This is a genomic window from Enterobacter sp. ENT02 (genome assembly GCF_019219165.1).
Lineage (GTDB): Bacteria > Pseudomonadota > Gammaproteobacteria > Enterobacterales > Enterobacteriaceae > Enterobacter > Enterobacter mori.
Genome location: NZ_JAHUWD010000003.1, coordinates 509277 through 534874 on the forward strand (window position 1 = coordinate 509277; position 25598 = coordinate 534874).

Annotated in this window: 18 protein-coding genes and 3 tRNA genes; 15 read left to right on the forward strand and 6 right to left on the reverse strand. The window is 55.5% G+C overall.

Going from position 1 to position 25598, the window contains the following annotated elements; translation table 11 throughout:
* Positions 1–11: 11 nt before the first annotated feature.
* From ptsP to recD, 11 genes are all read left to right on the forward strand, one after another.
* On the forward strand, positions 12–2258 hold the full coding sequence (gene ptsP, locus KW829_RS13450) for a phosphoenolpyruvate--protein phosphotransferase (RefSeq protein ID WP_089601148.1): 2247 nt from the start codon (positions 12–14) through the stop codon (positions 2256–2258).
* 206 nt (positions 2259–2464) lie between these two features.
* Positions 2465–3340 (forward strand): prolipoprotein diacylglyceryl transferase, encoded by an 876-nt coding sequence (gene lgt, locus KW829_RS13455; protein WP_010435139.1) that lies wholly within the window; start codon positions 2465–2467, stop codon positions 3338–3340.
* Positions 3341–3346: 6 nt separating this feature from the next.
* The gene (gene thyA / locus KW829_RS13460) at positions 3347–4141 is read left to right on the forward strand and encodes a thymidylate synthase (RefSeq protein ID WP_042715869.1); all 795 of its coding nucleotides are present in this window, start codon (positions 3347–3349) and stop codon (positions 4139–4141) included.
* A 183-nt stretch (positions 4142–4324) separates the two neighbouring features.
* Positions 4325–4789: a prepilin peptidase-dependent protein gene (locus tag KW829_RS13465; protein ID WP_218308398.1), complete on the forward strand. Its 465-nt coding sequence runs from the start codon at positions 4325–4327 to the stop codon at positions 4787–4789.
* Complete coding sequence (locus KW829_RS13470) at positions 4780–5340, forward strand: prepilin peptidase-dependent protein (RefSeq protein WP_218308399.1); 561 nt, start codon at positions 4780–4782, stop codon at positions 5338–5340. The genes KW829_RS13465 and KW829_RS13470 overlap by 10 nt, the downstream gene beginning before the upstream one ends.
* Positions 5337–5738 carry a DUF2509 family protein gene (locus tag KW829_RS13475; RefSeq protein WP_218308400.1) on the forward strand — a complete coding sequence of 134 codons (402 nt, stop codon included), beginning with the start codon at positions 5337–5339 and terminating at the stop codon, positions 5736–5738. Before KW829_RS13470 ends, KW829_RS13475 begins: the two co-directional genes overlap by 4 nt.
* The gene (locus KW829_RS13480; RefSeq protein ID WP_218308401.1) at positions 5723–6046 is read left to right on the forward strand and encodes a prepilin-type N-terminal cleavage/methylation domain-containing protein; all 324 of its coding nucleotides are present in this window, start codon (positions 5723–5725) and stop codon (positions 6044–6046) included. The genes KW829_RS13475 and KW829_RS13480 overlap by 16 nt, the downstream gene beginning before the upstream one ends.
* 12 nt (positions 6047–6058) lie before the next feature.
* Complete coding sequence (gene recC / locus KW829_RS13485) at positions 6059–9433, forward strand: exodeoxyribonuclease V subunit gamma (protein WP_218308402.1); 3375 nt, start codon at positions 6059–6061, stop codon at positions 9431–9433.
* Positions 9434–9573: 140 nt separating this feature from the next.
* Positions 9574–12441, forward strand: coding sequence for a pitrilysin (gene ptrA, locus KW829_RS13490; protein WP_218308403.1), 2868 nt, complete (start codon positions 9574–9576; stop codon positions 12439–12441).
* Positions 12438–15980: an exodeoxyribonuclease V subunit beta gene (gene recB / locus KW829_RS13495; RefSeq protein ID WP_218308404.1), complete on the forward strand. Its 3543-nt coding sequence runs from the start codon at positions 12438–12440 to the stop codon at positions 15978–15980. The genes ptrA and recB overlap by 4 nt, the downstream gene beginning before the upstream one ends.
* Positions 15977–17797, forward strand: a complete 1821-nt coding sequence (gene recD / locus KW829_RS13500) for an exodeoxyribonuclease V subunit alpha (protein WP_218308405.1) — start codon at positions 15977–15979, stop codon at positions 17795–17797. Before recB ends, recD begins: the two co-directional genes overlap by 4 nt.
* A 35-nt stretch (positions 17798–17832) precedes the next feature.
* Here the strand turns inward: recD and argA are convergent, their stop codons facing one another.
* On the reverse strand, positions 17833–19164 hold the full coding sequence (gene argA / locus KW829_RS13505) for an amino-acid N-acetyltransferase (RefSeq protein WP_010435120.1): 1332 nt from the start codon (positions 19162–19164) through the stop codon (positions 17833–17835).
* Positions 19165–19391: 227 nt separating this feature from the next.
* On the opposite strand from argA, the gene amiC reads away from it, so the two are divergent.
* Positions 19392–20645 carry an N-acetylmuramoyl-L-alanine amidase AmiC gene (gene amiC, locus KW829_RS13510; RefSeq protein ID WP_089601161.1) on the forward strand — a complete coding sequence of 418 codons (1254 nt, stop codon included), beginning with the start codon at positions 19392–19394 and terminating at the stop codon, positions 20643–20645.
* Between the two features lie 88 nt (positions 20646–20733).
* Here the strand turns inward: amiC and KW829_RS13515 are convergent.
* The 3 genes from KW829_RS13515 to KW829_RS13525 all read right to left on the reverse strand — a co-directional run bounded on the left by KW829_RS13515 (position 20734) and on the right by KW829_RS13525 (position 21052).
* Positions 20734–20810, reverse strand: a tRNA-Met gene (locus KW829_RS13515).
* A gap of 44 nt (positions 20811–20854) precedes the next feature.
* Positions 20855–20931, reverse strand: a tRNA-Met gene (locus tag KW829_RS13520).
* Positions 20932–20975: 44 nt separating this feature from the next.
* A tRNA-Met gene (locus KW829_RS13525) sits at positions 20976–21052 on the reverse strand.
* Between the two features lie 208 nt (positions 21053–21260).
* On the opposite strand from KW829_RS13525, the gene mltA reads away from it, so the two are divergent.
* Entirely contained in the window at positions 21261–22358 is a 1098-nt protein-coding gene (gene mltA, locus KW829_RS13530; protein WP_010435113.1) for a murein transglycosylase A, read from the forward strand.
* Positions 22359–22433: 75 nt separating this feature from the next.
* Positions 22434–23240: a tRNA cyclic N6-threonylcarbamoyladenosine(37) synthase TcdA gene (gene tcdA / locus KW829_RS13535; RefSeq protein WP_148244295.1), complete on the forward strand. Its 807-nt coding sequence runs from the start codon at positions 22434–22436 to the stop codon at positions 23238–23240.
* On the opposite strand, the gene csdE is transcribed toward tcdA, so the two are convergent.
* Together csdE and csdA are read right to left on the reverse strand one after the other, a co-directional pair.
* The gene (gene csdE / locus KW829_RS13540; RefSeq protein WP_100166317.1) at positions 23231–23677 is read right to left on the reverse strand and encodes a cysteine desulfurase sulfur acceptor subunit CsdE; all 447 of its coding nucleotides are present in this window, start codon (positions 23675–23677) and stop codon (positions 23231–23233) included. The genes tcdA and csdE overlap by 10 nt on opposite strands.
* On the reverse strand, positions 23677–24882 hold the full coding sequence (gene csdA / locus KW829_RS13545) for a cysteine desulfurase CsdA (RefSeq protein ID WP_218308485.1): 1206 nt from the start codon (positions 24880–24882) through the stop codon (positions 23677–23679). The genes csdE and csdA overlap by 1 nt, the downstream gene beginning before the upstream one ends.
* 192 nt (positions 24883–25074) lie before the next feature.
* Here csdA and KW829_RS13550 point away from each other — a divergent pair, with 192 nt between their 5' ends.
* Positions 25075–25302 (forward strand): YgdI/YgdR family lipoprotein, encoded by a 228-nt coding sequence (locus KW829_RS13550; RefSeq protein ID WP_010435104.1) that lies wholly within the window; start codon positions 25075–25077, stop codon positions 25300–25302.
* Positions 25303–25598: the final 296 nt, after the last annotated feature.

Below are 25598 nucleotides of genomic sequence, written 5' to 3' on the forward strand. Positions count from 1 at the left end.
CTACGCAAATCATGCTCACCCGCTTGCGCGAAATAGTCGAGAAGGTCGCCAGTGCGCCTCGCCTGAACGAGGCGCTGAATATTCTGGTGACTGATATCTGTCTGGCGATGGAAACCGACGTTTGTTCGGTGTATCTGGCCGACCATGACCGGCGTTGCTATTACCTGATGGCGACTCGTGGTTTGAAAAAACCACGAGGCCGCACCGTTACGCTTGCTTTTGATGAAGGTATTGTTGGGCTGGTTGGTCGTCTGGCCGAACCCATTAACCTTGCTGATGCGCAAAAACACCCTAGCTTCAAATATATTCCTTCCGTAAAAGAAGAACGCTTCCGCGCCTTCCTGGGCGTGCCGATTATCCAGCGTCGTCAGTTGCTTGGCGTTCTCGTTGTTCAGCAGCGGGAACTGCGCCAGTACGATGAAAGCGAAGAGTCATTCCTTGTGACGCTTGCCACGCAGATGGCCGCCATCCTCTCTCAGTCTCAGCTTGCTGCCCTGTTTGGCCAGTATCGTCACACGCGCATACGTGCGCTCCCTGCGTCACCGGGTGTGGCAATCGCCGAAGGCTGGATGGACGCCACGTTGCCGCTGATGGAGCAGGTTTACGAGGCCTCGACGCTTGATGAAGCGCTCGAACGCGAGCGTCTTACCGCTGCACTGGAAGAGGCTTCCAACGAATTTCGCCGCTACAGCAAACGCTTTGCTGCGGGTGCGCAAAAAGAGACGGCGGCGATCTTTGACCTCTATTCACACCTGCTTTCTGATGCGCGTCTGCGCCGTGAGCTTTTCGCGGAAGTGGATAAAGGTTCGGTGGCCGAATGGGCCGTTAAAAAAGTCATTGAAAAATTTGCCGAGCAGTTTGCGGCACTGACCGATGGTTATTTGAAGGAGCGTGCCGGGGATTTACGCGCGCTGGGACAGCGTTTGCTGTTCCATCTTGATGACACCATTCAGGGCGCGAATGCCTGGCCAAAACGGTTTGTGCTGGTAGCAGATGAACTTTCAGCGACGACGCTGGCAGAGCTACCGCAGGACAGGCTCGCCGGGGTAGTGGTGCGCGATGGTGCCGCCAACTCCCATGCTGCCATCATGGTGCGCGCGCTCGGTATTCCAACCGTCATGGGGGCCGATATCCAGCCCTCGGTGCTCCACCGCCGCACGCTGGTGGTGGATGGCTATCGCGGTGAACTGCTGGTCGATCCTGAGCCCGTACTGCTGCAGGAATACCAGCGTCTCATTAGTGAAGAGAATGAATTAAGCAAGCTGGCAGAAGATGACGTCAACCTGCCCGCGCAGCTCAAAAGCGGTGAGCGGATCAAAGTCATGCTCAACGCCGGGTTAAGCCCCGAGCACGAAGAGAAGCTCGGCAGCCGCATCGACGGTATCGGCTTATACCGCACTGAAATCCCGTTCATGCTGCAAAGCGGCTTTCCGTCAGAAGAGGAGCAGGTGGCGCAGTATCAGGGGATGCTGCAGATGTTTAACGACAAACCGGTCACGCTGCGCACGCTGGACGTCGGGGCAGATAAACAACTGCCGTACATGCCAATCAGTGAAGAAAACCCATGTCTGGGTTGGCGCGGGATCCGCATCACGCTCGACCAACCGGAGATCTTCCTGATCCAGGTTCGTGCCATGCTGCGTGCAAATGCCGCAACGGGCAACCTCAGCATTTTATTGCCGATGGTCACCAGCATTGACGAGATCGACGAAGCAAAACGCTTGATCGAACGTGCGGGCCGTGAAGTGGAAGAGATGATCGGCTATGCGATCCCTAAACCACGTATTGGCGTGATGCTCGAAGTGCCATCGATGGTCTTTATGCTGCCGCAGCTGGCAAACCGCGTTGATTTTATCTCCGTCGGGACCAACGATTTAACGCAGTACATACTGGCCGTTGATCGAAATAACACGCGCGTCGCGAGTATCTATGACAGCCTGCATCCGGCAATGCTCCGGGCTCTCGCCATGATTGCCCGTGAAGCGGAGCAGCACGGTCTTGATTTGCGTCTGTGTGGTGAAATGGCGGGCGATTCGATGTGCGTTGCCATCCTGATTGGCCTGGGCTTCCGTCACCTGTCCATGAACGGCCGTTCTGTCGCGCGCGTGAAGTATCTGTTACGTCATATTGAAATAGAAGATGCCCGCGAGTTGGCGGAACGCAGTCTGGACGCACAGATGGCAGCCGAAGTACGGCACCAGGTTGCGGCGTTTATGGAACGACGCGGCATGGGTGGCCTAATCCGCGGCGGCCGCTAATTTGCATTTCTCCCTCTCCCCGTGGGAGAGGGCCGGGGTGAGGGCATCAGGCCGCACAATACCCTATACACATCTTTTACATCTCAGGCGCATCCTCCATGCCTGCCTTATGCTATGATTCGCACCTTTGGAGCCTCTGCGACACGCAGAAGCGCATTTCTACCGCTGTCCACTTTCAGCGGAATAACAACATCTTGTGGTGACAGATGAACAGTGGTTATCTGCATTTTCCGGAATTTGATCCGGTTATTTTCTCAGTAGGACCTGTCGCGCTGCACTGGTACGGTTTGATGTACCTGGTGGGCTTCATTTTTGCGATGTGGCTTGCGGGCCGTCGCGCAGGTCGTCCCGGCAGTGGCTGGACGAAGAACGAAGTTGAGAACCTGCTGTATGCTGGCTTCCTCGGGGTATTCCTGGGCGGGCGTATTGGCTATGTCCTGTTCTATAACTTCCCGGTATTCCTCAACGATCCGCTCTATCTGTTCCGCGTCTGGGATGGGGGAATGTCCTTCCACGGTGGCCTGATCGGTGTGATCCTGGTGATGGTGATCTTCGCCAAACGCACTAAACGCAACTTCTTCCAGGTGGCTGATTTTATTGCTCCACTGATCCCATTCGGGCTGGGAGCGGGGCGTCTGGGTAACTTTATCAACGGCGAACTGTGGGGCCGTGTTGACCCGAGCGTGCCGTATACGATGCTCTTCCCGGGCTCTCGTGCAGAGGATATCGCGCTGCTGCCATCGCATCCGGAGTGGCAATCCATTTTCGATACCTACGGTGTTCTGCCGCGCCATATGTCCCAGCTTTATGAGCTGGCGCTGGAAGGTGTGGTGCTGTTTATCATCCTGAACCTCTTCATCCGCAAGCCGCGTCCTATGGGGGCTGTCTCCGGTCTGTTCCTGATCGGCTACGGTGCGTTCCGCATCATCGTTGAATTCTTCCGTCAGCCGGATGCACAGTTCACCGGCGAGTGGGTGCAGTACATCAGCATGGGGCAGATCCTCTCCATTCCGATGATTGTCGCGGGTGCCATTATGATGATTTGGGCGTATCGTCGTCGTCCACAGCAACAAATTTCCTGAGGAACCATGAAACAGTATCTTGAATTGATGAAAAAAGTGCTCGATGAGGGCACGCCGAAAAATGACCGCACCGGTACCGGTACGCTCTCCATTTTTGGCCACCAGATGCGCTTTAATCTGCAAGAAGGCTTCCCTCTGGTGACGACGAAGCGCTGCCATCTGCGCTCGATCATTCATGAACTGCTCTGGTTCCTGCAAGGCGATACCAACGTTGCCTATCTGCATGAAAACAACGTCTCTATCTGGGACGAATGGGCAGATGAAAACGGCAACCTGGGCCCGGTTTACGGTAAGCAGTGGCGTGCATGGCCAACGCCTGACGGTCGCCATATTGACCAGATCACCACCGTGATGAACCAGCTGAAAAATGACCCGGATTCGCGCCGAATCATCGTTTCCGCCTGGAACGTGGGTGAACTGGACAAAATGGCGCTGGCACCCTGCCATGCGTTCTTCCAGTTCTATGTGGCGGATGGCAAGCTCTCCTGCCAGCTTTATCAGCGTTCTTGCGACGTGTTCCTCGGTCTGCCGTTTAACATCGCCAGCTATGCGCTGTTAGTTCACATGATGGCGCAGCAGTGCGATCTCGACGTGGGTGATTTCGTCTGGACGGGTGGGGATACCCATCTCTACAGCAACCACATGGAGCAGACGCATCTCCAGCTGACTCGCGAACCGCGTGCGTTGCCGAAGTTGATTATTAAACGTAAACCAGACTCGATCTTCGATTACCGCTTTGATGATTTTGAGATTGAGGGTTACGACCCGCATCCCGGCATCAAAGCGCCCGTCGCTATCTGATACGGCAGATACTCACACAACCGGTGCTTTTTAGCGCCGGTTTTTTTCGTTCTCGATTTGTCTTACGAGCCGTTTTCCAGAGACGCTGCAACGTCCTGCAACAGTCGACATTCACTGGATGACGGCTCGTAAAAACCTGATTTGCCCCTCGCTGCTTTTCCCGCATTTCGCCACACTCCCGGCATGAAAAAAGAGAACGGCTTTACGCTTATCGAAACCCTGGTGGCCATTTCGCTGGTCGTGATCCTGAGCGCAACGGGTTTATACGGCTGGGACAGTTGGCAACGACAGCAGCGGCTCTGGCAAACCGCCGTACAGATACGCGACTACCTGGTGTTTCTTCGCAACGATGCGAATCGGCACAATCGTGACCACCTCATTACGCTTCAGCGGGATGAGGCTGGCGTCTGTCTGTTGAGTTCTGTCGTACAAGGCTGTGTGAAGGAGAGTGCCTTTGTGCTGATTCCATTTTGGGCTGACGTCACCATAAGTGAGTTAACACCCTCATTAGGGTTCTATGGATTAAGAGATACAGCGTGGGCGGGGCGGATACGTGTGAACAGCCGTGCAGGAGAATGGCTGATTATTGTCTCAAATGGAGGGCGCATCAGGATGTGCAATGCTTCAGAGGGAGGGGGATGTCAATGAACCAGCACGGTTTCTCACTTACAGAGGTCTTGATTGCCACGGCTATCAGCAGCCTTTTGCTCATAAGCGCATCGCGTTTTTTACCGGGTTTACAGCGGGCGGTATTACTGCAGTCCGGTCAGCGGGAGGTGGAAGAAGAGGTCTGGCAAAGGCTTTTTGCCCTCGGCAAACAGCTGCAGAGAGCGGGATATTGCGCGGGTAACTGTCCAGGGCAAGGCCTGGTGACGGCAAGGCAGGGGAGCTGCGTCATTGTGCAGTGGGATGCAAACAGTAACGGCATCTGGGATGCCTCTGCAGCAGAAAACGACAGCACAGGGTTTCGTCTTGAGTCTGGTGCGCTAGAAACGCTGCGTGGGGCGACATCCTGTGAAGGAAAAGGATGGGAAAAACTCACTGACCCGAACAGGCTGGTGATCCAGCACTTTAGGGTCGATAAGGTTGAACACGCCGGTTTCGCGCCTGAGTTGAATATCGAGCTGGCCGCCATTCGCCAGGGTGAAAAAGGTGAGCCCTTCCAGGCTATTTATGGCGTCACGGGGTATAACTTGTGAACCGTCAGCGCGGGATGTCTTCGCTGGCGCTGGTACTGCTTTTACTGGTGTTAGGCACGCTGATCCTCACGGGACTTAATCAGCAACTGACAACATTTAGCGCACTCGTTGGCGGCGAGAGCCGTTCACTCCAGCAGCAGGCATCTGTGCAATCCGCGCTTGAGTGGGGGCGCGTTCAGGATTGGCTGGTCTCCCCAGGGGTTCAGTGCAAAAAGGCGTCGACGTGGCAAGCATGCATGCGGTGGCTGAGCGAGTCGCGTGTTTTGCTCATCGCCGGAAATAATGACCTTTTGCTCTGGCGTGCAGGAGAGGTAATCGACGGGAAGATTCATTTTTTGCCACACGGCTGGAGTGATTTTTGTCCACTTAAGGAGAAGGCGCTATGCCAGTTGCCGTAAACAGAGAAAAAGGATTTAGCCTGGTTGAGGTTCTGCTTGCGATGATGCTGCTGGTGATAATCGTCACGGCACTGTCGGGTTATCATCGGGCACTGGCGGCGCGATTTACCCTGTATAACCAGTATCGTCAGCTTTGGCATCATGCCTGGAATCAGGCTCAGCTCTCAACCCCCGTTCTCCCCGAAGGCTGGCAGGCCAGTCGGGGGCAGACAACGCACGCCAGATGTGTCAGCATCACGGTTACACTTATTTCTCCTCTGGGGCGGCGCGGCGCGATGACGCGTCTGCATTGCCCGGTTAGCCAGTAGTCGGGAGCGTCTATGTTAAGGGTCTACCACTCAAATCGTCTGGATGTGCTGGAAGCACTGATGGAATTTATCGTTGAGCGCGAGCGGCTTGACGATCCTTTTGAGCCTGAAATGGTGCTGGTGCAGAGCACCGGTATGGCGCAGTGGCTGCAAATGTCGCTTTCCCGGAAATTTGGCATAGCGGCAAACATTGATTTCCCGCTGCCCGCGAGTTTTATCTGGGAGATGTTTGTGCGCGTACTGCCCGACATCCCTGAACAGAGCGCCTTCAACAAGCAGAGCATGAGCTGGAAGCTGATGGCCCTGCTGCCCGATATGCTGTCAGGCGATGCGTTCGCCATGCTGCGCCACTACCTTAATGACGATACCGATAAGCGCAAGCTGTTCCAGCTGGCGTCGCGCACGGCCGATCTCTACGACCAGTATTTAGTGTACCGGCCTGAATGGCTGACAGCTTGGGAAGCGGGTGAACGGGTGGAGGGCTTGCCGGAAGCACAAGTCTGGCAGGCACCGTTATGGAAAGCACTGGTGGAACATACTGAGGCGCTCGGTCAACCAAAGTGGCACCGTGCAAACCTCTACCAACGGTTTATCTCGATACTCGAAAATGCGTCGGAGCGACCGGCTCGTCTGCCGTCACGCGTGTTTATCTGCGGTATTTCGGCTTTGCCGCCGGTCTATCTGGATGCGCTAAAAGCGCTGGGTAAACACATTGATATCCATATTTTGTTCACGAATCCCTGCCGCCACTACTGGGGTGATATCCAGGATGCGCGCTGGCTTTCACGGCTGGTCACGCGGCAGCGTCGACGTCTCTTTGAAGACCGCTCCGTGCCCTTGTTCAAGGATAGCTCGACAGCCGCGCAGCTTTTCGATGAAGAGGGCATTCAGAACCTGCCGAATCCGTTGCTGGCCTCATGGGGCAAGCTGGGACGTGACTACATTCACATGCTTTCTGACATTACGTCATCTGGCGAGGGGGACGTGGACGCCTTTGTCGAAATCGAATCTGACAGCCTGTTGCACAACATTCAGTTAGATATTCTGGATCTGGAAAACCGGGCCGTTATGGGCGTGACGGAAGAAGAGTTCGAACGCAGCGGCAGGAAACGGAAGCTGGATCCTGGCGATCGGAGTATTACCCTTCACGTTTGCCATAGCCCACAGCGTGAGGTGGAAATCCTGCACGATCGCTTGCTGGCAATGCTACAGGACGATCCTGAGCTCACGCCGCGCGACATTGTGGTGATGGTGGCAGACATCGACAGCTATAGCCCCTTTATTCAGGCCGTTTTTGGCAGCGCGACGGGGGAGCGATACCTTCCTTACGCCATTTCTGACCGTCGGGCACGTCAGTCCCATCCGGCCTTGCAGGCATTTATCTCCCTGCTGTCGCTGCCGGACAGCCGGTTTATCTCTGAAGATGTGCTGGCGCTGCTGGATGTCCCTGTTCTGGCTGCCCGTTTCAACATCAATGAAGAGGGGCTACGCTATCTTCGCCAGTGGGTTAACGAATCCGGCGTTCGCTGGGGGATTGATGACGACAACGTGCAGGAGTTTGAACTCCCACCAACGGGGCAGCACACCTGGCAGTTTGGCCTGACGCGAATGCTGCTCGGGTACGCAATGGAGAGCAGCCAGGGTGAATGGAATGACGTTCTGCCATACGACGAGTCCACCGGGTTAATCGCGGAGCTGGTCGGGCATTTAGCCTCGTTGCTGATGCAGCTCAACCGCTGGCGACGGGAGCTGATGCAGCCGCGCCCGCTGGATGCCTGGCTGCCGGTGTGCCGGGAAATGCTCACGGATTTCTTCCTGCCGGACAGTGAAACCGAAGCGGCGATGGCGCTCATTGAAAAGCAGTGGCAGGCCATCGTGGATGAGGGCGTGAATTCGCACTATCAGGAGGCGGTGCCTTTGTCGCTTCTGCGTGATGAGTTGACCCTGCGTCTCGATCAGGAGCGTATTAGCCAGCGTTTCCTGGCAGGGCCGGTCAATATTTGTACCCTGATGCCGATGCGATCCATCCCGTTCAAAGTGGTGTGTCTGCTCGGGATGAATGACGGCATTTATCCTCGGGCACTGCCGCCGTTAGGCTTTGACTTGATGAGTCCTAAACCGAAGCGGGGCGACCGCAGCCGCCGTGATGACGACCGTTATCTATTCCTGGAAGCGCTTATTTCAGCGCAGAGCAAACTGTATATCAGTTACATCGGCCGGTCGATTCAGGACAACAGTGAACGTTTCCCGTCGGTTCTTGTGCAGGAGCTGGTGGACTATATCGGGCAGAGCCACTATTTGCCGGGAGACGAAGCGCGTAATTGTGATGAGAGCGAGCAGCGGGTGAAGGCCCACATCACCTTCTGTCACAGCCGTATGCCTTTCGATCCGGTGAACTATGTCGCCAATGAACACCAGAGTTATGCGCGCGAGTGGCTTCCGGCTGCGAAGAAAGAAGGGATGGCGCATACCAATTTCATTCAGGAACTGGATGAACTCCCCCTGGAAACGTTGACCTTCGAACAGCTTCAGCGTTTTTGGGCACACCCGGTGCGCGCGTTCTTCCAGCAGCGTTTGCAGGTCAACTTCCGTTCTGAAGAGAGTGAAATTCCTGACGCCGAACCCTTTATTCTGGATGGGTTGGAGCGCTACAAGCTGAATCTCCAGCTCCTGAATGCCCTGGTCGAACAGGAAGATGCTGCCACTCTATTTCGCCGCTACCGTGCCGCGGGTCAGTTGCCTTACGGTGCATTCGGGGAGATTGTCTGGGAGGCGCAGTGTCAGGAAATGAAGGCACTTGCTGAACGCGTTATTGAGTGCAGACAACCCGGTAAAAGCATCGAAATTGACCTTGACTGTAACGGTGTCCATTTGACCGGCTGGCTGACGCAGGTTCAGCCGGACGGACTGCTGCGATGGCGGCCCTCGATGCTCAGCGTTTCACAGGGTTTGCAACTCTGGCTCGAACATCTTGTCTACAGTGCTGGCGGCAATACGGGTGAAAGCCGAATTTTCGTGCGCAAAGAGGGCGAATGGCGTTTTCCGCCGATGGAGGCTGAGCAGGCTTTGTGTTATTTGTCGCTTTACATCGACGGTTACCGCCGGGGAATGAATAAACCTCTGCTCCTGTTGCCGGAAAGCGGTGGCGCGTGGATAAAAGCCTGTTATGACGCGCAGAATGATGCCATGTTAACGGATGATGCTTCACTGCAGAAAGCGCGGAATAAGTTTGTGCAGGCCTACGAAGGTAACATGATGGTGCGTGGCGAAGGGGAAGATGTCTGGTATCAACGTTTGTGGCGAACGCTTGAGCCAGAATACTTCGACATGATCACTGTAGAGGCACAGCGCTACCTGTTACCGTTGTTCAAATTTAATCAGTCCTGAGCGCTGTATAAAAATTGCGCAGTATGAGGTGTTCATTTATGATGCACTTCTTATCACGGACTGATGTACCCAATAAAAAGATGTTGGCGTGCCCAGCACGCAATGTATTAATGATGTAGCCGTGATAAAGAGGTAGCACCTTGTTTAAAGCGTTTGTTTTGTTTTTCGCCCTCTGGGTACCCGTCACTCAGGCAGACTCCGGTTGGCAACCCGTTCAGGAAACTATTCGTAAAAGCGAAAAAGATACCCGCCAGTATCAGGCTATTCGTCTTGATAACGGCATGACCGTACTGCTGGTTTCCGATCCGCAGGCGGTGAAATCCCTTTCGGCATTAGTGGTGCCGGTTGGATCGCTGGAAGATCCTGAGGCTCATCCTGGGCTTGCACACTATCTGGAACATATGACCCTGATGGGGTCAAAAAAATACCCGCAGCCTGATAGCCTGTCCGAATTTCTGAAAATGCATGGCGGCAGCCACAATGCCAGCACGGCACCGTACCGCACGGCTTTTTATCTTGAAGTCGAAAATGATGCGCTGGAAGGCGCAGTCGATCGCCTTGCTGATTCCATCGCCGCCCCCTTGCTGGATAAAAAGTATGCCGATCGTGAACGCAATGCGGTGAATGCCGAGCTGACCATGGCCCGCACGCGAGATGGTATGCGCATGGCCCAGGTTAGCGCTGAAACCATCAACCCTGCGCACCCAGGGTCGCGTTTCTCCGGCGGTAACCTGGAGACGTTAAGCGACAAACCGAACAGCCCGGTGCTTGATGCCCTGCACGCGTTCCGCGATAAATACTACTCCGCCAACCTGATGAAAGCGGTCATCTACAGCAATAAACCGTTGCCAGAACTGGCAGGCATGGCGGCTAAAACATTTGGTCGGGTGCCGAATAAAAATATCGACCGGCCGCAGATAGACGTCCCGGTGGTCACGGACGCGCAAAAAGGGATCGTTATCCACTACGTGCCGGCGCTGCCGCGCAAAGTGCTGCGCGTGGAATTCCGCATCGATAACAACACCGCACAGTTTCGCAGTAAAACCGATGAGCTCGTGACCTACCTGATAGGTAACCGTAGCCCGGGTACGCTTTCTGACTGGCTGCAAAAACAGGGGCTGGTGGAAGGTATTCGCGCCGATTCCGATCCGGTTGTGAACGGCAATAGCGGCGTGCTGGCGATCTCCGCCACCCTGACCGACAAAGGGCTGGCAAACCGTGATGAAGTGGTAGCAGCGATTTTCAGCTACCTCTCTTTACTGCGCGAGAAAGGCGTCGATAAGCGCTACTTTGATGAACTCGCCCACGTGCTGGATCTCGATTTCCGTTACCCGTCCATTACCCGCGACATGGATTACGTTGAGTGGCTGGCGGACACCATGATCCGCGTGCCGGTGGAACACACTCTTGATGCGGTCAATATTGCCGACCGGTATGACGCCGAGGCGGTAAAAGCCCGCCTGGCGATGATGACGCCGGAGAATGCCCGCATCTGGAACATCAGCCCGAACGAACCGCATAACAAGACGGCGTATTTTGTCGATGCCCCCTATCAGGTGGATAAAATAAGCGCGCAGACCTTCGCCGACTGGCAGAAGAAGGCCGAAGAAATTGCGTTAAAGCTGCCGGAGCTGAACCCTTATATTCCGGATGACTTCTCGCTGACCAAAACGACTAAAGATTACCCGCATCCGGCGCTTATCATTGATGAGCCGACGCTGCGCGTGGTGTATACCCCCAGCCGCTATTTCGCAAGCGAGCCAAAAGCCGATGTCAGCGTGGTGCTGCGTAACCCGAAAGCGATGAATAGCGCTAAAAATCAGGTGATGTTCGCGCTCAATGACTATCTCGCCGGGATTGCGCTCGATCAGCTTAGCAACCAGGCGGCCGTGGGTGGCATCAGTTTCTCCACCAACGCCAACAACGGTTTGATGCTCAATGCCAACGGCTATACCCAGCGTTTGCCTCAGCTGTTCCAGGCACTGCTGGAAGGGTATTTCAGCTACACGCCGACGGAAGAGCAGCTTGAGCAGGCCAAATCGTGGTATGCGCAGATGATGGATTCTGCGGAGAAGGGCAAAGCTTACGATCTGGCGCTTATGCCAGCGCAAATGCTTTCGCAAGTTCCTTATTTCCAGCGAGAAGACCGCCGCGCGCTGTTGCCTTCGATCACCTTAAAAGACGTGCTGGCTTACCGTGACGGGCTGAAAACCAACACGCGTCCGGAGTTCCTGATCGTCGGCAACATGAGTGAGGATCAGGCCAAAACGCTGGCGCAAAATGTCCGTACACAGCTGGGTTCAAAAGGTGACGAGTGGTGTCGCAATCAGGACGTGCTGGTTGAGAAAAAGCAGAATGTGATTTTCGAAAAAGCGGGTAGCAGCACCGATTCCGCGCTGGCCGCCGTGTTTGTTCCGACCGGGTATGATGAGTTTGCCAGCTCTGCGCAGAGTGCTGTTCTCGGACAAATCATCCAGCCATGGTTCTACAACCAGTTGCGTACTGAAGAGCAGCTTGGCTATGCGGTCTTCGCCTTTTCCATGAACGTGGGCCGCCAGTGGGGTCTTGGCTTCCTGCTGCAAAGCAGTGATAAACAGCCTGCCTACCTCTGGCAGCGCTATCAGGCTTTCTTCCCGCAGGCGGAAGCAAAACTGCGCGCCATGAAGCCAGACGAGTTTGCCCAGATCCAGCAGGCGGTCATTGCGCAGGTGATGCAGGCACCGCAAACGCTGGGTGAGGAAGCTTCTCAACTGAGCAAAGATTTTGATCGGGGTAATCTGAAGTTTGATTCGCGTGATAAAGTAGTGGCCGAAATAAAACAGCTGACGCCTCAGAAGGTTGCCGACTTCTTCCATCAGGCGGTGATTAAACCGCAGGGGATCGCCATTCTGTCTCAGGTTTCCGGCAGCCAAAATGGCAAAACGGATTACGTAAACCCGAAAGGCTGGAAAATCTGGAAGAGCGTCACTGCGTTGCAGCAATCAATGCCCTGGAGTAAGAAAGAATGACCGATACCGCTGAGTCCCTTGATCCCTTACGTTTACCTCTACAGGGTGAACGATTGATTGAAGCCTCAGCGGGAACGGGAAAAACCTACACTATTGCCGCGCTCTATCTGCGTCTGCTGTTAGGGCTTGGCGGTACTGCCGCTTTTCCGCGTCCGTTAAGCGTGGAGGAGCTGCTGGTGGTGACCTTCACCGAAGCAGCTACCGCCGAGCTGCGTGGCCGTATCCGTGCCAATATTCACGAGCTGCGCATCTCTTGCCTGCGACAGAGCACCGATAACCCGCTTTACGCCAGCCTTCTGGAAGAAATTGCCGATAAGCAGCAGGCTGCGCATTGGCTGCTGCTGGCGGAACGGCAAATGGATGAAGCGTCCGTTTTCACCATCCACGGCTTTTGTCAGCGCATGCTGAGCCTGAATGCCTTTGAGTCCGGCATGCTGTTTGAACAGCAGCTCATTGAAGACGAGTCTGAGCTTCGCTATCAGGCCTGCGCAGATTTCTGGCGCCGCCACTGCTACCCCCTGCAGCGTGACATCGCCGAAGCGGTGCATGCGTTGTGGAAAGGCCCTGAAGAGCTTTTGCGTGCTATCGATCGCTATCTACAGGGGGAAGCGCCCGTCATCAAATCACCGCCGCCAGCGGACGAAACGCTCACATCACGCCATGAAAAGATCGTCACGCAAATTGCGACCTTGAAGCAAAAGTGGAATGCGTCCGTCAGTGAAATTGCCTCGATCCTCGAAAACTCCGGTATTGACAGGAAAAAATTTAACCGCGGCAATCAGGGCAAATGGATCGACAAGATCAGCGCCTGGGCACAGGAAGAGACGCGAGGCTATCAGCTTCCGGATGCTCTGGAAAAGTTCTCCCAGTGTTTTTTGACCGAGCGGACGAAAGCCGATGGCATCGTGCCAGAGCATCCTCTTTTTGTTGCCATCGAGAGTCTACTGGCTGAGCCGTTAACGCTTAACGACTTAATGATTACCCGCGCCATGACGGAAATCCGTGAAGCCGTGGCGCGTGAAAAACGCCGTCGGGGTGAGCTGGGCTTTGACGATATGCTAAGCCGTCTGGACGCCGCGCTGTGCAGTGAAAATGGCGAAGCGCTCGCTGCGGCAATCCGCACGCGTTTTCCGGTGGCCATGATCGATGAGTTTCAGGATACGGACCCCCAGCAGTACCGTATTTTCCGCCGTATCTGGCGTCAGCAGCCCGACACTGCGCTGCTGTTGATCGGTGACCCGAAGCAGGCGATTTACGCCTTCCGTGGCGCCGACATTTTTACCTACATGAAGGCCCGTAGCGAAGTTACAGCCCATTACACCTTAGAGACTAACTGGCGATCCGCTCCGGGTATGGTGGAAAGCGTCAACACGCTCTTTAAGCAGATGGACGCGGCGTTTATGTTTCGTGAAATTCCTTTCCTGCCGGTCAAGTTTGCTGAAAAAAATGCCTCGTTGCGCTTTGAGTTCAATGGCGTGACTCAGCCAGCCATGAACCTTTGGCTGCTCGACGGTGAAGGCTGTGGCGTTGGGGATTATCAAAGTGCGATGGCGCAGCACTGCGCCGCACAGATCCGCGACTGGCTGAGTGCCGGAGCGCGTGGCGAAGCCGTGTTATGGCGAGGGGAGCAGGCGAACCCCGTCAAGGCATCCGATATTACGGTGCTGGTGCGCAGTCGCCAGGAGGCGGCGCTGGTCCGCGATGCGCTGACCTTGCTCAACATCCCGTCCGTCTATCTCTCGAATCGCGACAGCGTCTTTGAAACTCTGGAAGCTCAGGAGATGCTATGGCTGCTGCAGGCCGTGTTGGCCCCCGAGCGTGAAAGCACGCTTCGCAGCGCCCTGGCCAGCGCAATGATGGGGCTGAATGCCCGTGATATTGACGCGCTAAACAACGACGAGGAAGCCTGGGATAATGTCGTTGAAGAGTTTGCCCACTACCGGGAACGCTGGCAAAAACGCGGCGTAATGGCCATGCTGCGCGAGCTGATGGCGAAGCGTCAGATTGCGGAGAATATGCTCGCCACGGCAGGCGGCGAGCGCCGCCTGACCGATATTCTGCATATCAGCGAGCTGTTGCAGGAAGCGGGAACGCAGCTCGAAAGCGAGCATGCGCTGGTGCGCTGGCTGTCACAGCAGATTGCCGATCCGAACAGCAACTCATCCAGTCAGCAGATGCGCCTCGAAAGCGATAAACATCTGGTGCAGATCGTCACCATTCACAAGTCGAAAGGTCTTGAGTATCCGCTGGTCTGGCTCCCGTTTATCGCCAACTACCGCGTGCAGGACCAGGCCTTTTACCACGACCGTGAATCATTTGAAGCCGTGCTCGATCTCAGTAAAGCGGAATCCAGCGTTGAGCTGGCGGAGGCTGAACGTCTGGCAGAGGATTTACGCCTGCTCTACGTGGCGCTGACCCGCTCGGTCTGGCATTGCAGTCTGGGTATTGCGCCGCTGTTTCGTCGCCGTGGTGAGAAGTCAGGAGAGACCGATTTCCATTTAAGCGCGCTGGGACGTCTTATTCAGCTCGGAGAGCCAAAAGATGCGGCAGGGCTGCGCCAGTGCATCGAGGCGCTGTGTGGTGACCATATTGCTCTGCATATTCCCTCATCGCCGGATAACAGCCGCTGGCAGATGCCGGAGCAGCCTGTTGCCGATCTGAATGCCCGGCAAATCAAGCGAACTCTCGCTGACGACTGGCGCGTAACCAGTTACTCCGGTTTACAGCAGCATGGGCAGAGCATTGCGCAGGATCTGATGCCGAAGTTGGATGTGGATGCCGCCGGAGTGGGAGACGTACTTCCTGAGCCTGCCCTGACTCCGCATCAGTTCCCACGCGGCGCGTCACCCGGTACCTTTTTACACAGCCTGTTTGAAGAACTGGATTTCACCCAGCCGGTTTCTACTGAGTGGGTGCTGAAAATGCTCCAGAGCGGCGGCTTTGACGAGAAATGGCAGCCTGTCCTCACCGACTGGGTCACTGCGATTTTACAGGCATCGCTCACGCAGCAGGGGATTTCGCTCAACCAGTTGACCGCTAAAGACAAACAGGTGGAAATGGAGTTTTATCTCCCTATCGCCAGCCCGCTTAAAGCCGATGCGCTTGATGCGTTGATCCGTGAGTACGATCCGCTTTCCGCTGGCTGCCCGCCCTTGAACTTCCGCCAGGTTCAGGGGATGTTAAAAGGTTTTATCGACCTGGTTTTCCGCCACGAAGGACGTTACTACCTGCTGGATTACAAATCGAACTGGCTGGGGGACAGCAGCGACGCCTACACGCAAGACGCGATGGCATCTGCCATGCAGCAGCATCGCTACGATTTGCAGTATCAGCTTTATACGCTGGCTCTGCATCGCTATCTGCGCCACCGCATTGCCGATTACCGTTATGAAGATCATTTCGGCGGCGTTATTTATCTCTTCCTGCGCGGGGTGGACGCTACGGATCCCAACTCCGGCATTTTCAGCACACGCCCGGACGCGGCATTGATAGAAAAGATGGATGAGTTGTTTGCCACAACCACGGAGGAGATGGCATGACGATGCAGGAACTATTGCTGGAAGCCGTGGAACAACGCGTGCTGCGCCCCCTTGACGTTCAGTTCGCCATGATGGTGGCGGGCGAGGAGCCGGAGGTGATGCTCGCTGCCGCTCTCCTCAGCAAAGACGCGGGAGAAGGGCACGTTTGCCTGCCGCTTTCGCGTCTCGTGCCAGATGAACAAATGCCTGCGGCATTGCAGTCCTGTTTCGTTCTGCTGGGGGAATCGGTGGACTGGCAGGCTGTATTACTCCGCTCTTCCGCTGTCAGCGGGGCCGAAACGCAAACGCCGATGATCCTGACCGGCGAGCGTTTATACCTTAACCGCCTGTGGCGCAACGAGCTGACGGTGGCGCGCTTTTTCAGCGAAACGAATGCCCCGCTTCCGTGTGATGAAACGCAGCTTCGACAAACGCTGGATGGCCTGTTTAGCTCGGGTGAGGCCATCGACTGGCAAAAAGTGGCGGCGGCCGTGGCCTTAACGCGGCGGATTTCGGTGATTTCTGGCGGCCCGGGCACGGGGAAAACCACTACGGTGGCAAAACTCCTCGCGGCGCTGATTCAGCTATCTGGCGAGCAGAAATGCCGTATCCGGCTGGCCGCACCTACCGGTAAAGCCGCGGCTCGACTCACGGAGTCGTTGGGTGGGGCGCTGCAAAAACTGCCGCTAACCGAGGCGCAGCTTGCACTTTTCCCCAATGAGGCCAGCACCTTACACCGTCTGCTTGGCGCACAGCCGGGCAGCCAGCGGCTGCGATATCATGCCGGCAACCCGCTGCATCTGGACGTGCTGGTGGTGGATGAAGCCTCAATGATCGACCTGACGATGATGTCGCGGCTGGTTGATGCGCTGCCGCCTCACGCGCGGGTTATTTTCCTTGGCGATCGCGATCAGCTTGCCTCTGTGGAAGCCGGAGCGGTGCTGGGGGATATTTGCACCTACGCCAGTTTTGGCTATACCGCTGCGCGTGCTCAGGAGCTGGCACGCCTGACCGGCTGCGCGCTCGAGCCCGATAACTCTCCGGTAGCGGGGGCGCTGCGCGACAGCCTGTGCCTGCTGCAAAAAAGTTACCGTTTCGGCAGCGACTCCGGCATCGGCCAGTTGGCTGCTGCGGTAAACCGCGGCGATCGGCATAGCACGCGCGGTGTGTTTGACGGCACCTTTACCGACATCGAGAAAAAATCGCTGCAAAGCACTGAAGAGTATCAGGCGATGCTGGATGACGCGCTGGAGGGATATCAGTACTTCCTGACCTGTGTACAACAGCAGAATACGCCGGAGCAGGTCATTGCCGCGTTCGGTGAATATCAGCTCCTGTGTGCGCTGAGGGAGGGGCCGTTTGGCGTCAGTGGGCTAAACGACAGGCTGGAACAGCTGCTGGCGCAGAAGCGTAAAATCAACCGTTTGCCGCATTCGCGCTGGTATGAGGGGCGACCGGTAATGATCTCCCGCAATGACAGCGCGCTGGGCTTGTTTAACGGGGATATCGGAATTGCGCTTGATCGCGGTCAGGGGCTGCGCGTCTGGTTCATGATGCCGGAGGGAAGCGTGAAGTCGGTACAGCCAAGCCGTCTGCCCGAGCATGATACGGCGTGGGCGATGACGGTCCACAAATCCCAGGGCTCTGAGTTTAATCATGCGGCGCTGATCCTGCCTACGCAGCTGTCACCCGTCATCACCCGAGAGCTGATTTACACCGCCATTACCCGCGCGCGCCAGCGGCTGTCGCTCTATACCGATGAACGCGTTCTGATACAGGCCATTGCCGCGCGAACGGAACGTCGAAGCGGCTTAAGTGCGATATTCGAGTCCCTCTAAATAAAACGCCCTCACCGGACGGTGAGGGCGCTGTATTATCCCAGGTCAGCCATCAGCACTTTTGAACGACGCTGATAGTTGTACATCTCTTTCTTGCTTTCCGGCAGTGAATCAATGTCGACCGGCGTAAAGCCGCGTTCCTGGAACCAGTGAATGCTGCGGGTCGTCAGAACAAACAGCTTGCTGAGCCCAATCTGCCGCGCCTGAGCTGCCACACGCTCCAGCAGCATCTCGCCGCGGGAAGAGCTGCGGTAGTCAGGATGCACGGCAACGCAGGCCATTTCGCCGATCTTCTCCTCCGGGAATGGATAGAGCGCGGCACAGGCGATGGTCAGGTTATCGCGCTGGATGATGGTGAATTTGTCGATCTCCATCTCCAGCTGCTCGCGTGAACGGCGAACCAGAATTCCCTGCTGTTCCAGCGGACGGATCAGTTCCAGAATGCCGCCAATATCGTTGATGGTCGCGCGGCGGATCTGCTCGGCGCTCTCCATCACAATCTGCGTACCAATACCGTCGCGGGAGAACAGCTCTTGCAGCAGCGCACCGTCTTCCTGATAGCTGATCAGGTGGCTACGGCGCACGCCGCTGCGGCAGGCTTTCACTGCTCCGCGCAGAAAGCGCACGGTGCCGGAGTGGTAATCTCCCGCTTCTTCGAGCGCTTCAACGCGCGCCTGCGCTTCGTTGGGAAATAGTTCAGGCACAATCATCCCTTCATCGTTTTCGACACCCTGTGAGGAACAAAACCCAATCATTTTTTCCGCTTTCAGCTTGATAGCAAGCTGGGTGGCTATCTCTTCAGACGTCAGGTTAAAACTTTCGCCCGTTACAGAAACCGCGACCGGACCCATCAGCACGATGGCACCGCTGTCCAGCTGGCGGTGAATAGCCTCTTCATCGATACGACGAATACGACCGCTGTGGCAATAATCCACGCCGTCGTCCACGCCAAGCGGCTGAGCGATGATGAAGTTGCCGCTCACGACGTTAATATGCGCGCCTTGCAGCGGCGTATTGTTCAGGCTCATCGACAGGCGGGCGGTGATGTCCAGCTGCAGCAGACCCGCAGCCTGTTTCACCAGTTCAAGCGTTTTCGCATCCGTCACGCGGGTATGTTTGTGATAAATAGGCTCATGCTGATGAGAGGCCAGATTGGCATCGATCTGCGGGCGTGCGCCATACACAACAACCAGGCGGATGCCAAGGCTGTGCAGAAGACCTATATCATTGACGATACTGGAAAAATTTTCATGCTCAATGGCTTCGCCGCCGAGCATGATGACGAACGTTTTCCCCCGATGGGCGTTGATATAGGGAACAGAATGGCGGAATCCCTGGACCAGTTCGGTTCTACGTTCCTTCACCATGGCACAACCCTTAATGAATGTTTATTCGTAATTTCTGTATTTTTATTCGATTATGGCCGCGTGTGCAAGCCTAAATTTTCCGCGACACACAGAAAAGAATAAGTAATCCGTGCGTTAACGTATGATTGTTTACCCTTTTATAGATGACAGTTTATGCGTCATTCGTTAAAGTTTTCGGTCAATCTGGACATTTTGTATATCAGTTCGTTTTCTTGCTCGGGAGAAGCATGTCGGGATCCAATTCAGCAATAAGCCGCCGCCGTTTGTTAAAAGGGGCCGGGGCAATGTGGTTGCTTAGCGTCAGTCAGGTCGGTCTTGCTGCCACAAGCCAGGTGGTGGCGGTGCGCGTCTGGCCGTCGTCGACCTATACGCGCGTGACGGTCGAATCCAATCGCGTGCTGAAATATAAGCAATTTGCCCTCAGCAATCCTGAACGTGTGGTCGTGGATCTCGAAGGTGTAAACCTCAATTCCGTGCTTAAGGGGATGGCGGCGCAGATCCGCGGTGACGATCCTTTTATCAAGTCAGCGCGCGTTGGCCAGTTTGATCCGCAGACGGTTCGTATGGTGTTTGAACTGAAGCAGAACGTGAAACCGCAGCTGTTTGCGCTTGCGCCGGTAGCAACGTTTAAAGAACGTCTGGTGATGGATCTTTATCCCGCCAACGCAACGGACATCCAGGATCCGCTTCTGGCGCTTCTGGAGGATTACAACAAAGGCGATCTCGAACGTCAGGTTCCGCCCGCGCAAAGCGGCCCACAGCCGGGTAAAGCAGGGCGCGATCGTCCTATTGTGATCATGCTCGATCCCGGCCACGGCGGGGAAGACTCCGGTGCCGTCGGGAAATATCACACCCGTGAAAAAGATGTGGTGCTGCAGATCGCCCGTCGCCTGAAGGCATTGATTGATAAAGAAGGCAATATGCGCGCCTACATGACGCGTAATGAGGATGTCTTTATTCCGCTAAAAGTTCGCGTGGCAAAAGCGCAGAAGCAGCGCGCGGATCTGTTCGTCTCCATCCATGCGGATGCCTTTACCAGTCGCCAACCGAGTGGTTCATCGGTTTTTGCACTCTCGACCAAAGGGGCGACCAGTACTGCGGCAAGATACCTGGCGGATACGCAGAACGCCTCGGACTTAATTGGTGGCGTGGGCAAGAGCGGCGACCGCTACGTCGATCACACCATGTTCGATATGGTGCAATCATTAACCATCACCGACAGCCTGAAATTTGGCAAAGCGGTGCTGGGCAAGCTGGGCAATATCAATAAGCTGCATAAAAACAGCGTCGAGCAGGCCGGGTTTGCGGTACTGAAAGCGCCGGATATTCCGTCCATCCTGGTCGAAACCGCGTTTATCAGTAACGTGGAAGAGGAGCGCAAGCTGAAGACCGCTAAGTTCCAGCAGGAAGTGGCGGAGTCGATTCTGGCAGGGATACGGGCGTATTTCTCAGACGGGGCGACGCTGGCGCGACGTGGTTAGCGCTGTACGCCGGGTTATCGCCCGGCAGTTTCACAAACTGCAGATACAAAAAAACACCCTTAAGGGTGTTTATTGTTTTTAGATGTGTTGGTTGCGGGGGCCGGATTTGAACCGACGACCTTCGGGTTATGAGCCCGACGAGCTACCAGGCTGCTCCACCCCGCGTCCGTCTTTCTACAGTCGTAGAAACTTACTTCTTCAAATTTGATTGGTTGCGGGGGCCGGATTTGAACCGACGACCTTCGGGTTATGAGCCCGACGAGCTACCAGGCTGCTCCACCCCGCGTCCGTCTTTCTACAGTCGTAGAAGATACTTCATCAAATTTTAATTGGTTGCGGGGGCCGGATTTGAACCGACGACCTTCGGGTTATGAGCCCGACGAGCTACCAGGCTGCTCCACCCCGCGTCCGTGGATGCGCACTATACTCGGATAGGTTTGTGATGCAACCCCTTTTTCACATAAATCATGATTTTGTATGCAAATTGAACGACATGGCTTGGTTTGGACTATTTTTTGCGCAAAATTTGCCAAAGGGCATGTGATTGCATTTCATTAGCCCTGGCGGTTTGTTATCTTCATCACGCGGATAAGGGCAACTTAAAGACGAGATATAATGAAAGGACGTTGGGCGAAGTATCTGATGACGGGCGCAATGGTAGCGATTCTTGCGGCCTGTTCTTCCAAACCGACCGATCGCGGTCAACAGTATAAAGACGGGAAGTTATCCCAGCCTTTCTCTTTAGTTAATCAACCTGATGCGGTCGGCGCACCGATCAATGCCGGAGATTTCTCCGAACAGGTCTACCAGATCCGCAATGCGTCACCGCGTCTGTATGGCTCACAGAATAATGTCTATAGCGCGGTACAGGACTGGCTGCGTGCGGGCGGTGATACGCGCAATATGCGCCAGTTTGGTATTGATGCCTGGCAGATGGAAGGGGCGGATAATTACGGCAACGTTCAGTTCACCGGGTATTACACGCCAGTGATTCAGGCGAGACATACCCGCCAGGGCGAGTTCCAGTATCCTATCTACCGTATGCCGCCAAAACGCGGCCGCTTGCCGTCTCGTGCTGAGATCTACTCCGGTGCGCTGAGTGAAAATTACATCCTGGCCTACAGCAACTCGCTGATGGATAACTTCATCATGGATGTTCAGGGCAGCGGGTACATTGATTTCGGTGATGGTTCGCCACTTAATTTCTTCAGCTATTCCGGTAAAAACGGTCATGCCTATCGCAGCATCGGTAAGGTGCTGATCGACCGTGGCGAAGTAAAGAAAGAAGATATGTCGATGCAGGCGATCCGCGAGTGGGGAGAAAAACACAGCGAAGCCGAAGTGCGTGAGCTGCTGGAGCAGAACCCGTCGTTCGTCTTCTTTAAACCGCAAAACTTCGCGCCGGTGAAAGGGGCGAGTGCGGTACCGTTGATTGGTCGCGCATCGGTCGCCTCGGATCGGTCGATTATTCCTGCGGGCACCACGCTGCTTGCTGAGGTTCCTCTGCTGGACAACAACGGCAAATTTAACGGCAAGTATGAGTTACGCCTGATGGTGGCGCTGGACGTCGGCGGCGCAATCAAAGGCCAGCACTTCGACATCTATCAGGGTATTGGCCCTGACGCAGGCCATCGTGCGGGCTGGTATAACCACTACGGACGCGTATGGGTGCTGAAGGCGGCACCGGGTGCCGGAAACGTATTCAGCGGCTGATTGTGGTATTCTGAGCGCAATACGGATTACTGTTCAGGGTGAGGAAAACCTCACCCTTTTTACATCTGAGGTTTTATGTCTGTGGTAATCAGCGACGCCTGGCGCCAGCGTTTTGGCGGTACGGCACGTTTATATGGTGAAAAAGCCCTCCAGCTGTTTGCGGATGCGCATATCTGCGTCGTGGGCATTGGTGGTGTAGGGTCGTGGGCGGCGGAAGCGCTGGCGAGAACCGGTATTGGCGCAATCACGCTGATTGACATGGATGACGTTTGCGTGACCAACACCAACCGTCAAATTCACGCCCTGCGTGATAACGTCGGCCTGGCGAAGTCTGAGGTGATGGCGGAGCGTATTCGTCTCATCAACCCCGAGTGCCGCGTGACGGTGATCGACGACTTTGTGACGGCAGATAACGTCGCGGAGTACATGAGCAAAGGCTACAGCTATGTGATTGACGCCATCGACAGCGTGCGGCCAAAAGCGGCGCTGATCGCATACTGCCGTCGCTACAAGGTGCCGCTGGTCACGACGGGCGGGGCGGGCGGTCAAATTGATCCGACGCAGATCCAAGTGGCCGATCTGGCGAAAACGATCCAGGATCCGCTGGCCGCCAAGCTTCGCGAACGCCTGAAAAGCGACTTCAACGTGGTGAAGAACAGCAAAGGCAAGCTGGGTGTTGACTGTGTGTTCTCAACTGAAGCGCTGGTTTATCCCCAGGCAGATGGGTCTGTCTGTGCGATGAAGAGTACGGCGGAAGGGCCAAAACGAATGGATTGCGCCTCCGGCTTTGGTGCGGCCACCATGGTGACCGCCTCCTTTGGCTTTGTGGCGGTCTCTCACGCCCTGAAGAAGATGATGGCGAAGGCGGAACGTCAGGCCTGAGCCTGACGCGCTGCGTCCTGTACCGCGTCGCTGAGCGCGATCAACCCCTGACCGCGCGAGGCGCTGAGCTGCGCGCGCAGCCCAAGCTCATCAAACAACGCCAGCGGCGAATGTGCCAGCAATTCTGCCGCGTTTTTCCCTTCCACTGCGGTTAACAGCACCGCCAGCAGCCCTCTGACGATACGGCCTTCGCTGTCGCCAAAGAAGTGCAGTTTCTCGCCGGAGAGGCTATACCCCAGCCAGACGCGGTTTTCACAGCCTGCAATCTCTTTCGCCTGCGCTTTGAGATCGTCTGAAAGCGCAGGGAGCTGTTTACCCAGCAGGATCAACTGACGATATTTATCTTCCCACTGTGTAAGCGGGGCGAAGGTCTGTTTTAAGGTCTCTTCTGTGATGACCGTGCCGAACGGATGCCCGGCTAAAGCAGCGCTAGTCATTAATCCACCAGTAATTCAAGGGCGCGGTCAACGGCGGCAACCAGAGCGTCAACATCGCTTTGTGTGTTGTAAGGCGCGAAGGAAGCTCGTAGCGTACCGCTAACGCCAAGCGCCGTCAGCAGCGGCTGGGCGCAGTGCTGTCCGGCGCGCAGGGCGATGCCATATTCCGCCAGCAGCGTGACCATATCACTGTGATGCACGCCTGCAAAATCAAAGGCGAGCAGGCTGGAATCCTGCACGCGGAACGAGCGGAAACCGGGGCGTTTTTTAAGCTCTTCTTCTGCAAGCGTAGCCAGACCCCGGCTCCAGCTTTCAGCCTGAGCCACGTCCGTTTCTTCCAGCCACTCAAGCGCCGCGCTTAAGCCAATCACGCCCGCCACGTTCGGCGTACCGGCTTCCAGACGGTAAGGCACTTCCTGGGTTTTAAAGCCGTCGAAGGTGACTTCGGCGATCATCTTTCCGCCGCCGAGCCACGGCGTCATCTGCGCCAGCAGTTCAGGCTTGCCGTACAAGGCCCCGATGCCGGTTGGCCCGTACAACTTGTGTCCTGAAAAGGCATAGAAATCAATATCCAGCGTTTGCACATCCGCCGGAAAATGCACCACGCCCTGCGCACCGTCGACCATCACCACCATATTGCTGGCATGGGCGATCGCAATGGCTTTAGCCAGATCTGGACAGCCACCGGTAACGTTAGACATCTGCCCCAGCGCCAGAATCCGGCTGCGGGGGGTGGTAAGCTCTGGTAAACGCGCCACGTCCGGCAGTAAATCGGCACCCAGCGGGAGCTTCACAATGCGCGCGCCCGTTTGCTCTGCCACCATCAGCCACGGCACCAGGTTGGCATGATGTTCAGCCTCGCTGACGATGATTTCATCGCCCGGGTGAAGCCGCGGACGTGCGTAGCACTGGGCCACCATATTGATGGACTCGGTGGTGCCGCGCGTCCAGACAATATTTTTCCCGCTTTCGGCATTAATCAGCCGTGCGACCCGATCGCGAGCAGCCTCATAGCGCGCAGTAAGACGCTGCGCTTCAGCGTACTGGCTGCGATGCACATTGCCTGCACTCAGGCTGTAGAATTGCTGCGTTGCTTCAATGACCGCCTGAGGCTTCAGGGCCGTGGCAGCGCTATCAAGGTAAATACCGGCATCGGCCAGCGCCGGAAACTGTGCGCGAAAGTGCGCAGGACTGAAAGCGTTCATGGAATTCCTCGTGTCGATAAAGAGATCGTCGCGCAATTTCATCGGCAGGGCAAGGAGGTTGGTATCTATAAGATTTGTCTGCATATCCTGGCGACCTCGAAAAAGCAGGTTATGCTAAATAGTGTTAGGTGGATGTTTTAGCCTGTTATAAATCGAGGTTTGAATAGCATTAATTGCTAAAGGAGAATAATCATGAAAAAGACAGCCGCAATCATCTCAGCCTGTGTGTTTACTTTTGCCCTGAGCGCTTGTTCCGGTAATAACTACGTGATGCATACCAACGATGGTCGATCTATCGTTTCGGAAGGGAAACCGTCTACCGATAATGATACTGGGATGATTTCGTACAAAGATGCAAACGGGAACAAACAGCAAATCAATCGCAGTGATGTGAAAGAGATGAAAGAAATCGAGCATTAACAGCAAGATAAGTGAAAAAAAAGCACCGCAAGTTGGCGGTGCTACATTAATCACTATGGACAGACAGGGTAAATGTACAGGAAGTGAAAAATTGGTAGCGTTGCTACCGTGGTCTGAATCGCAGACCAATTGCAAACACAACAACACAACATCACAACCGTAAGCCAAAAGCCCTTCAGAACACGCATTCCAAAAAACTTTTCGTTCCGGCTCAGGAAGTGCCGCCACTATAGGTATTTGCTGGTAGTTCCTCAACGGACAAATTATAATGGCTCAGATAAAAAAAACTAATAGGT

Excerpts from the sequence above, each read along its gene's own strand:
- ptsP (WP_089601148.1), top strand. The coding sequence starts at position 12 with ATGCTCACCCGCTTGCGCGAAATAGTCGAGAAGGTCGCCAGTGCGCCT.
- lgt (WP_010435139.1), top strand. The coding sequence starts at position 2,465 with ATGAACAGTGGTTATCTGCATTTTCCGGAATTTGATCCGGTTATTTTC.
- thyA (WP_042715869.1), top strand. The coding sequence starts at position 3,347 with ATGAAACAGTATCTTGAATTGATGAAAAAAGTGCTCGATGAGGGCACG.
- KW829_RS13465 (WP_218308398.1), top strand. The coding sequence starts at position 4,325 with ATGAAAAAAGAGAACGGCTTTACGCTTATCGAAACCCTGGTGGCCATT.
- KW829_RS13470 (WP_218308399.1), top strand. The coding sequence starts at position 4,780 with ATGTCAATGAACCAGCACGGTTTCTCACTTACAGAGGTCTTGATTGCC.
- KW829_RS13480 (WP_218308401.1), top strand. The coding sequence starts at position 5,723 with ATGCCAGTTGCCGTAAACAGAGAAAAAGGATTTAGCCTGGTTGAGGTT.
- recC (WP_218308402.1), top strand. The coding sequence starts at position 6,059 with ATGTTAAGGGTCTACCACTCAAATCGTCTGGATGTGCTGGAAGCACTG.
- recB (WP_218308404.1), top strand. The coding sequence starts at position 12,438 with ATGACCGATACCGCTGAGTCCCTTGATCCCTTACGTTTACCTCTACAG.
- recD (WP_218308405.1), top strand. The coding sequence starts at position 15,977 with ATGACGATGCAGGAACTATTGCTGGAAGCCGTGGAACAACGCGTGCTG.
- argA (WP_010435120.1), bottom strand. The coding sequence starts at position 19,164 with ATGGTGAAGGAACGTAGAACCGAACTGGTCCAGGGATTCCGCCATTCT.
- amiC (WP_089601161.1), top strand. The coding sequence starts at position 19,392 with ATGTCGGGATCCAATTCAGCAATAAGCCGCCGCCGTTTGTTAAAAGGG.
- mltA (WP_010435113.1), top strand. The coding sequence starts at position 21,261 with ATGAAAGGACGTTGGGCGAAGTATCTGATGACGGGCGCAATGGTAGCG.
- tcdA (WP_148244295.1), top strand. The coding sequence starts at position 22,434 with ATGTCTGTGGTAATCAGCGACGCCTGGCGCCAGCGTTTTGGCGGTACG.
- csdE (WP_100166317.1), bottom strand. The coding sequence starts at position 23,677 with ATGACTAGCGCTGCTTTAGCCGGGCATCCGTTCGGCACGGTCATCACA.
- csdA (WP_218308485.1), bottom strand. The coding sequence starts at position 24,882 with ATGAACGCTTTCAGTCCTGCGCACTTTCGCGCACAGTTTCCGGCGCTG.
- KW829_RS13550 (WP_010435104.1), top strand. The coding sequence starts at position 25,075 with ATGAAAAAGACAGCCGCAATCATCTCAGCCTGTGTGTTTACTTTTGCC.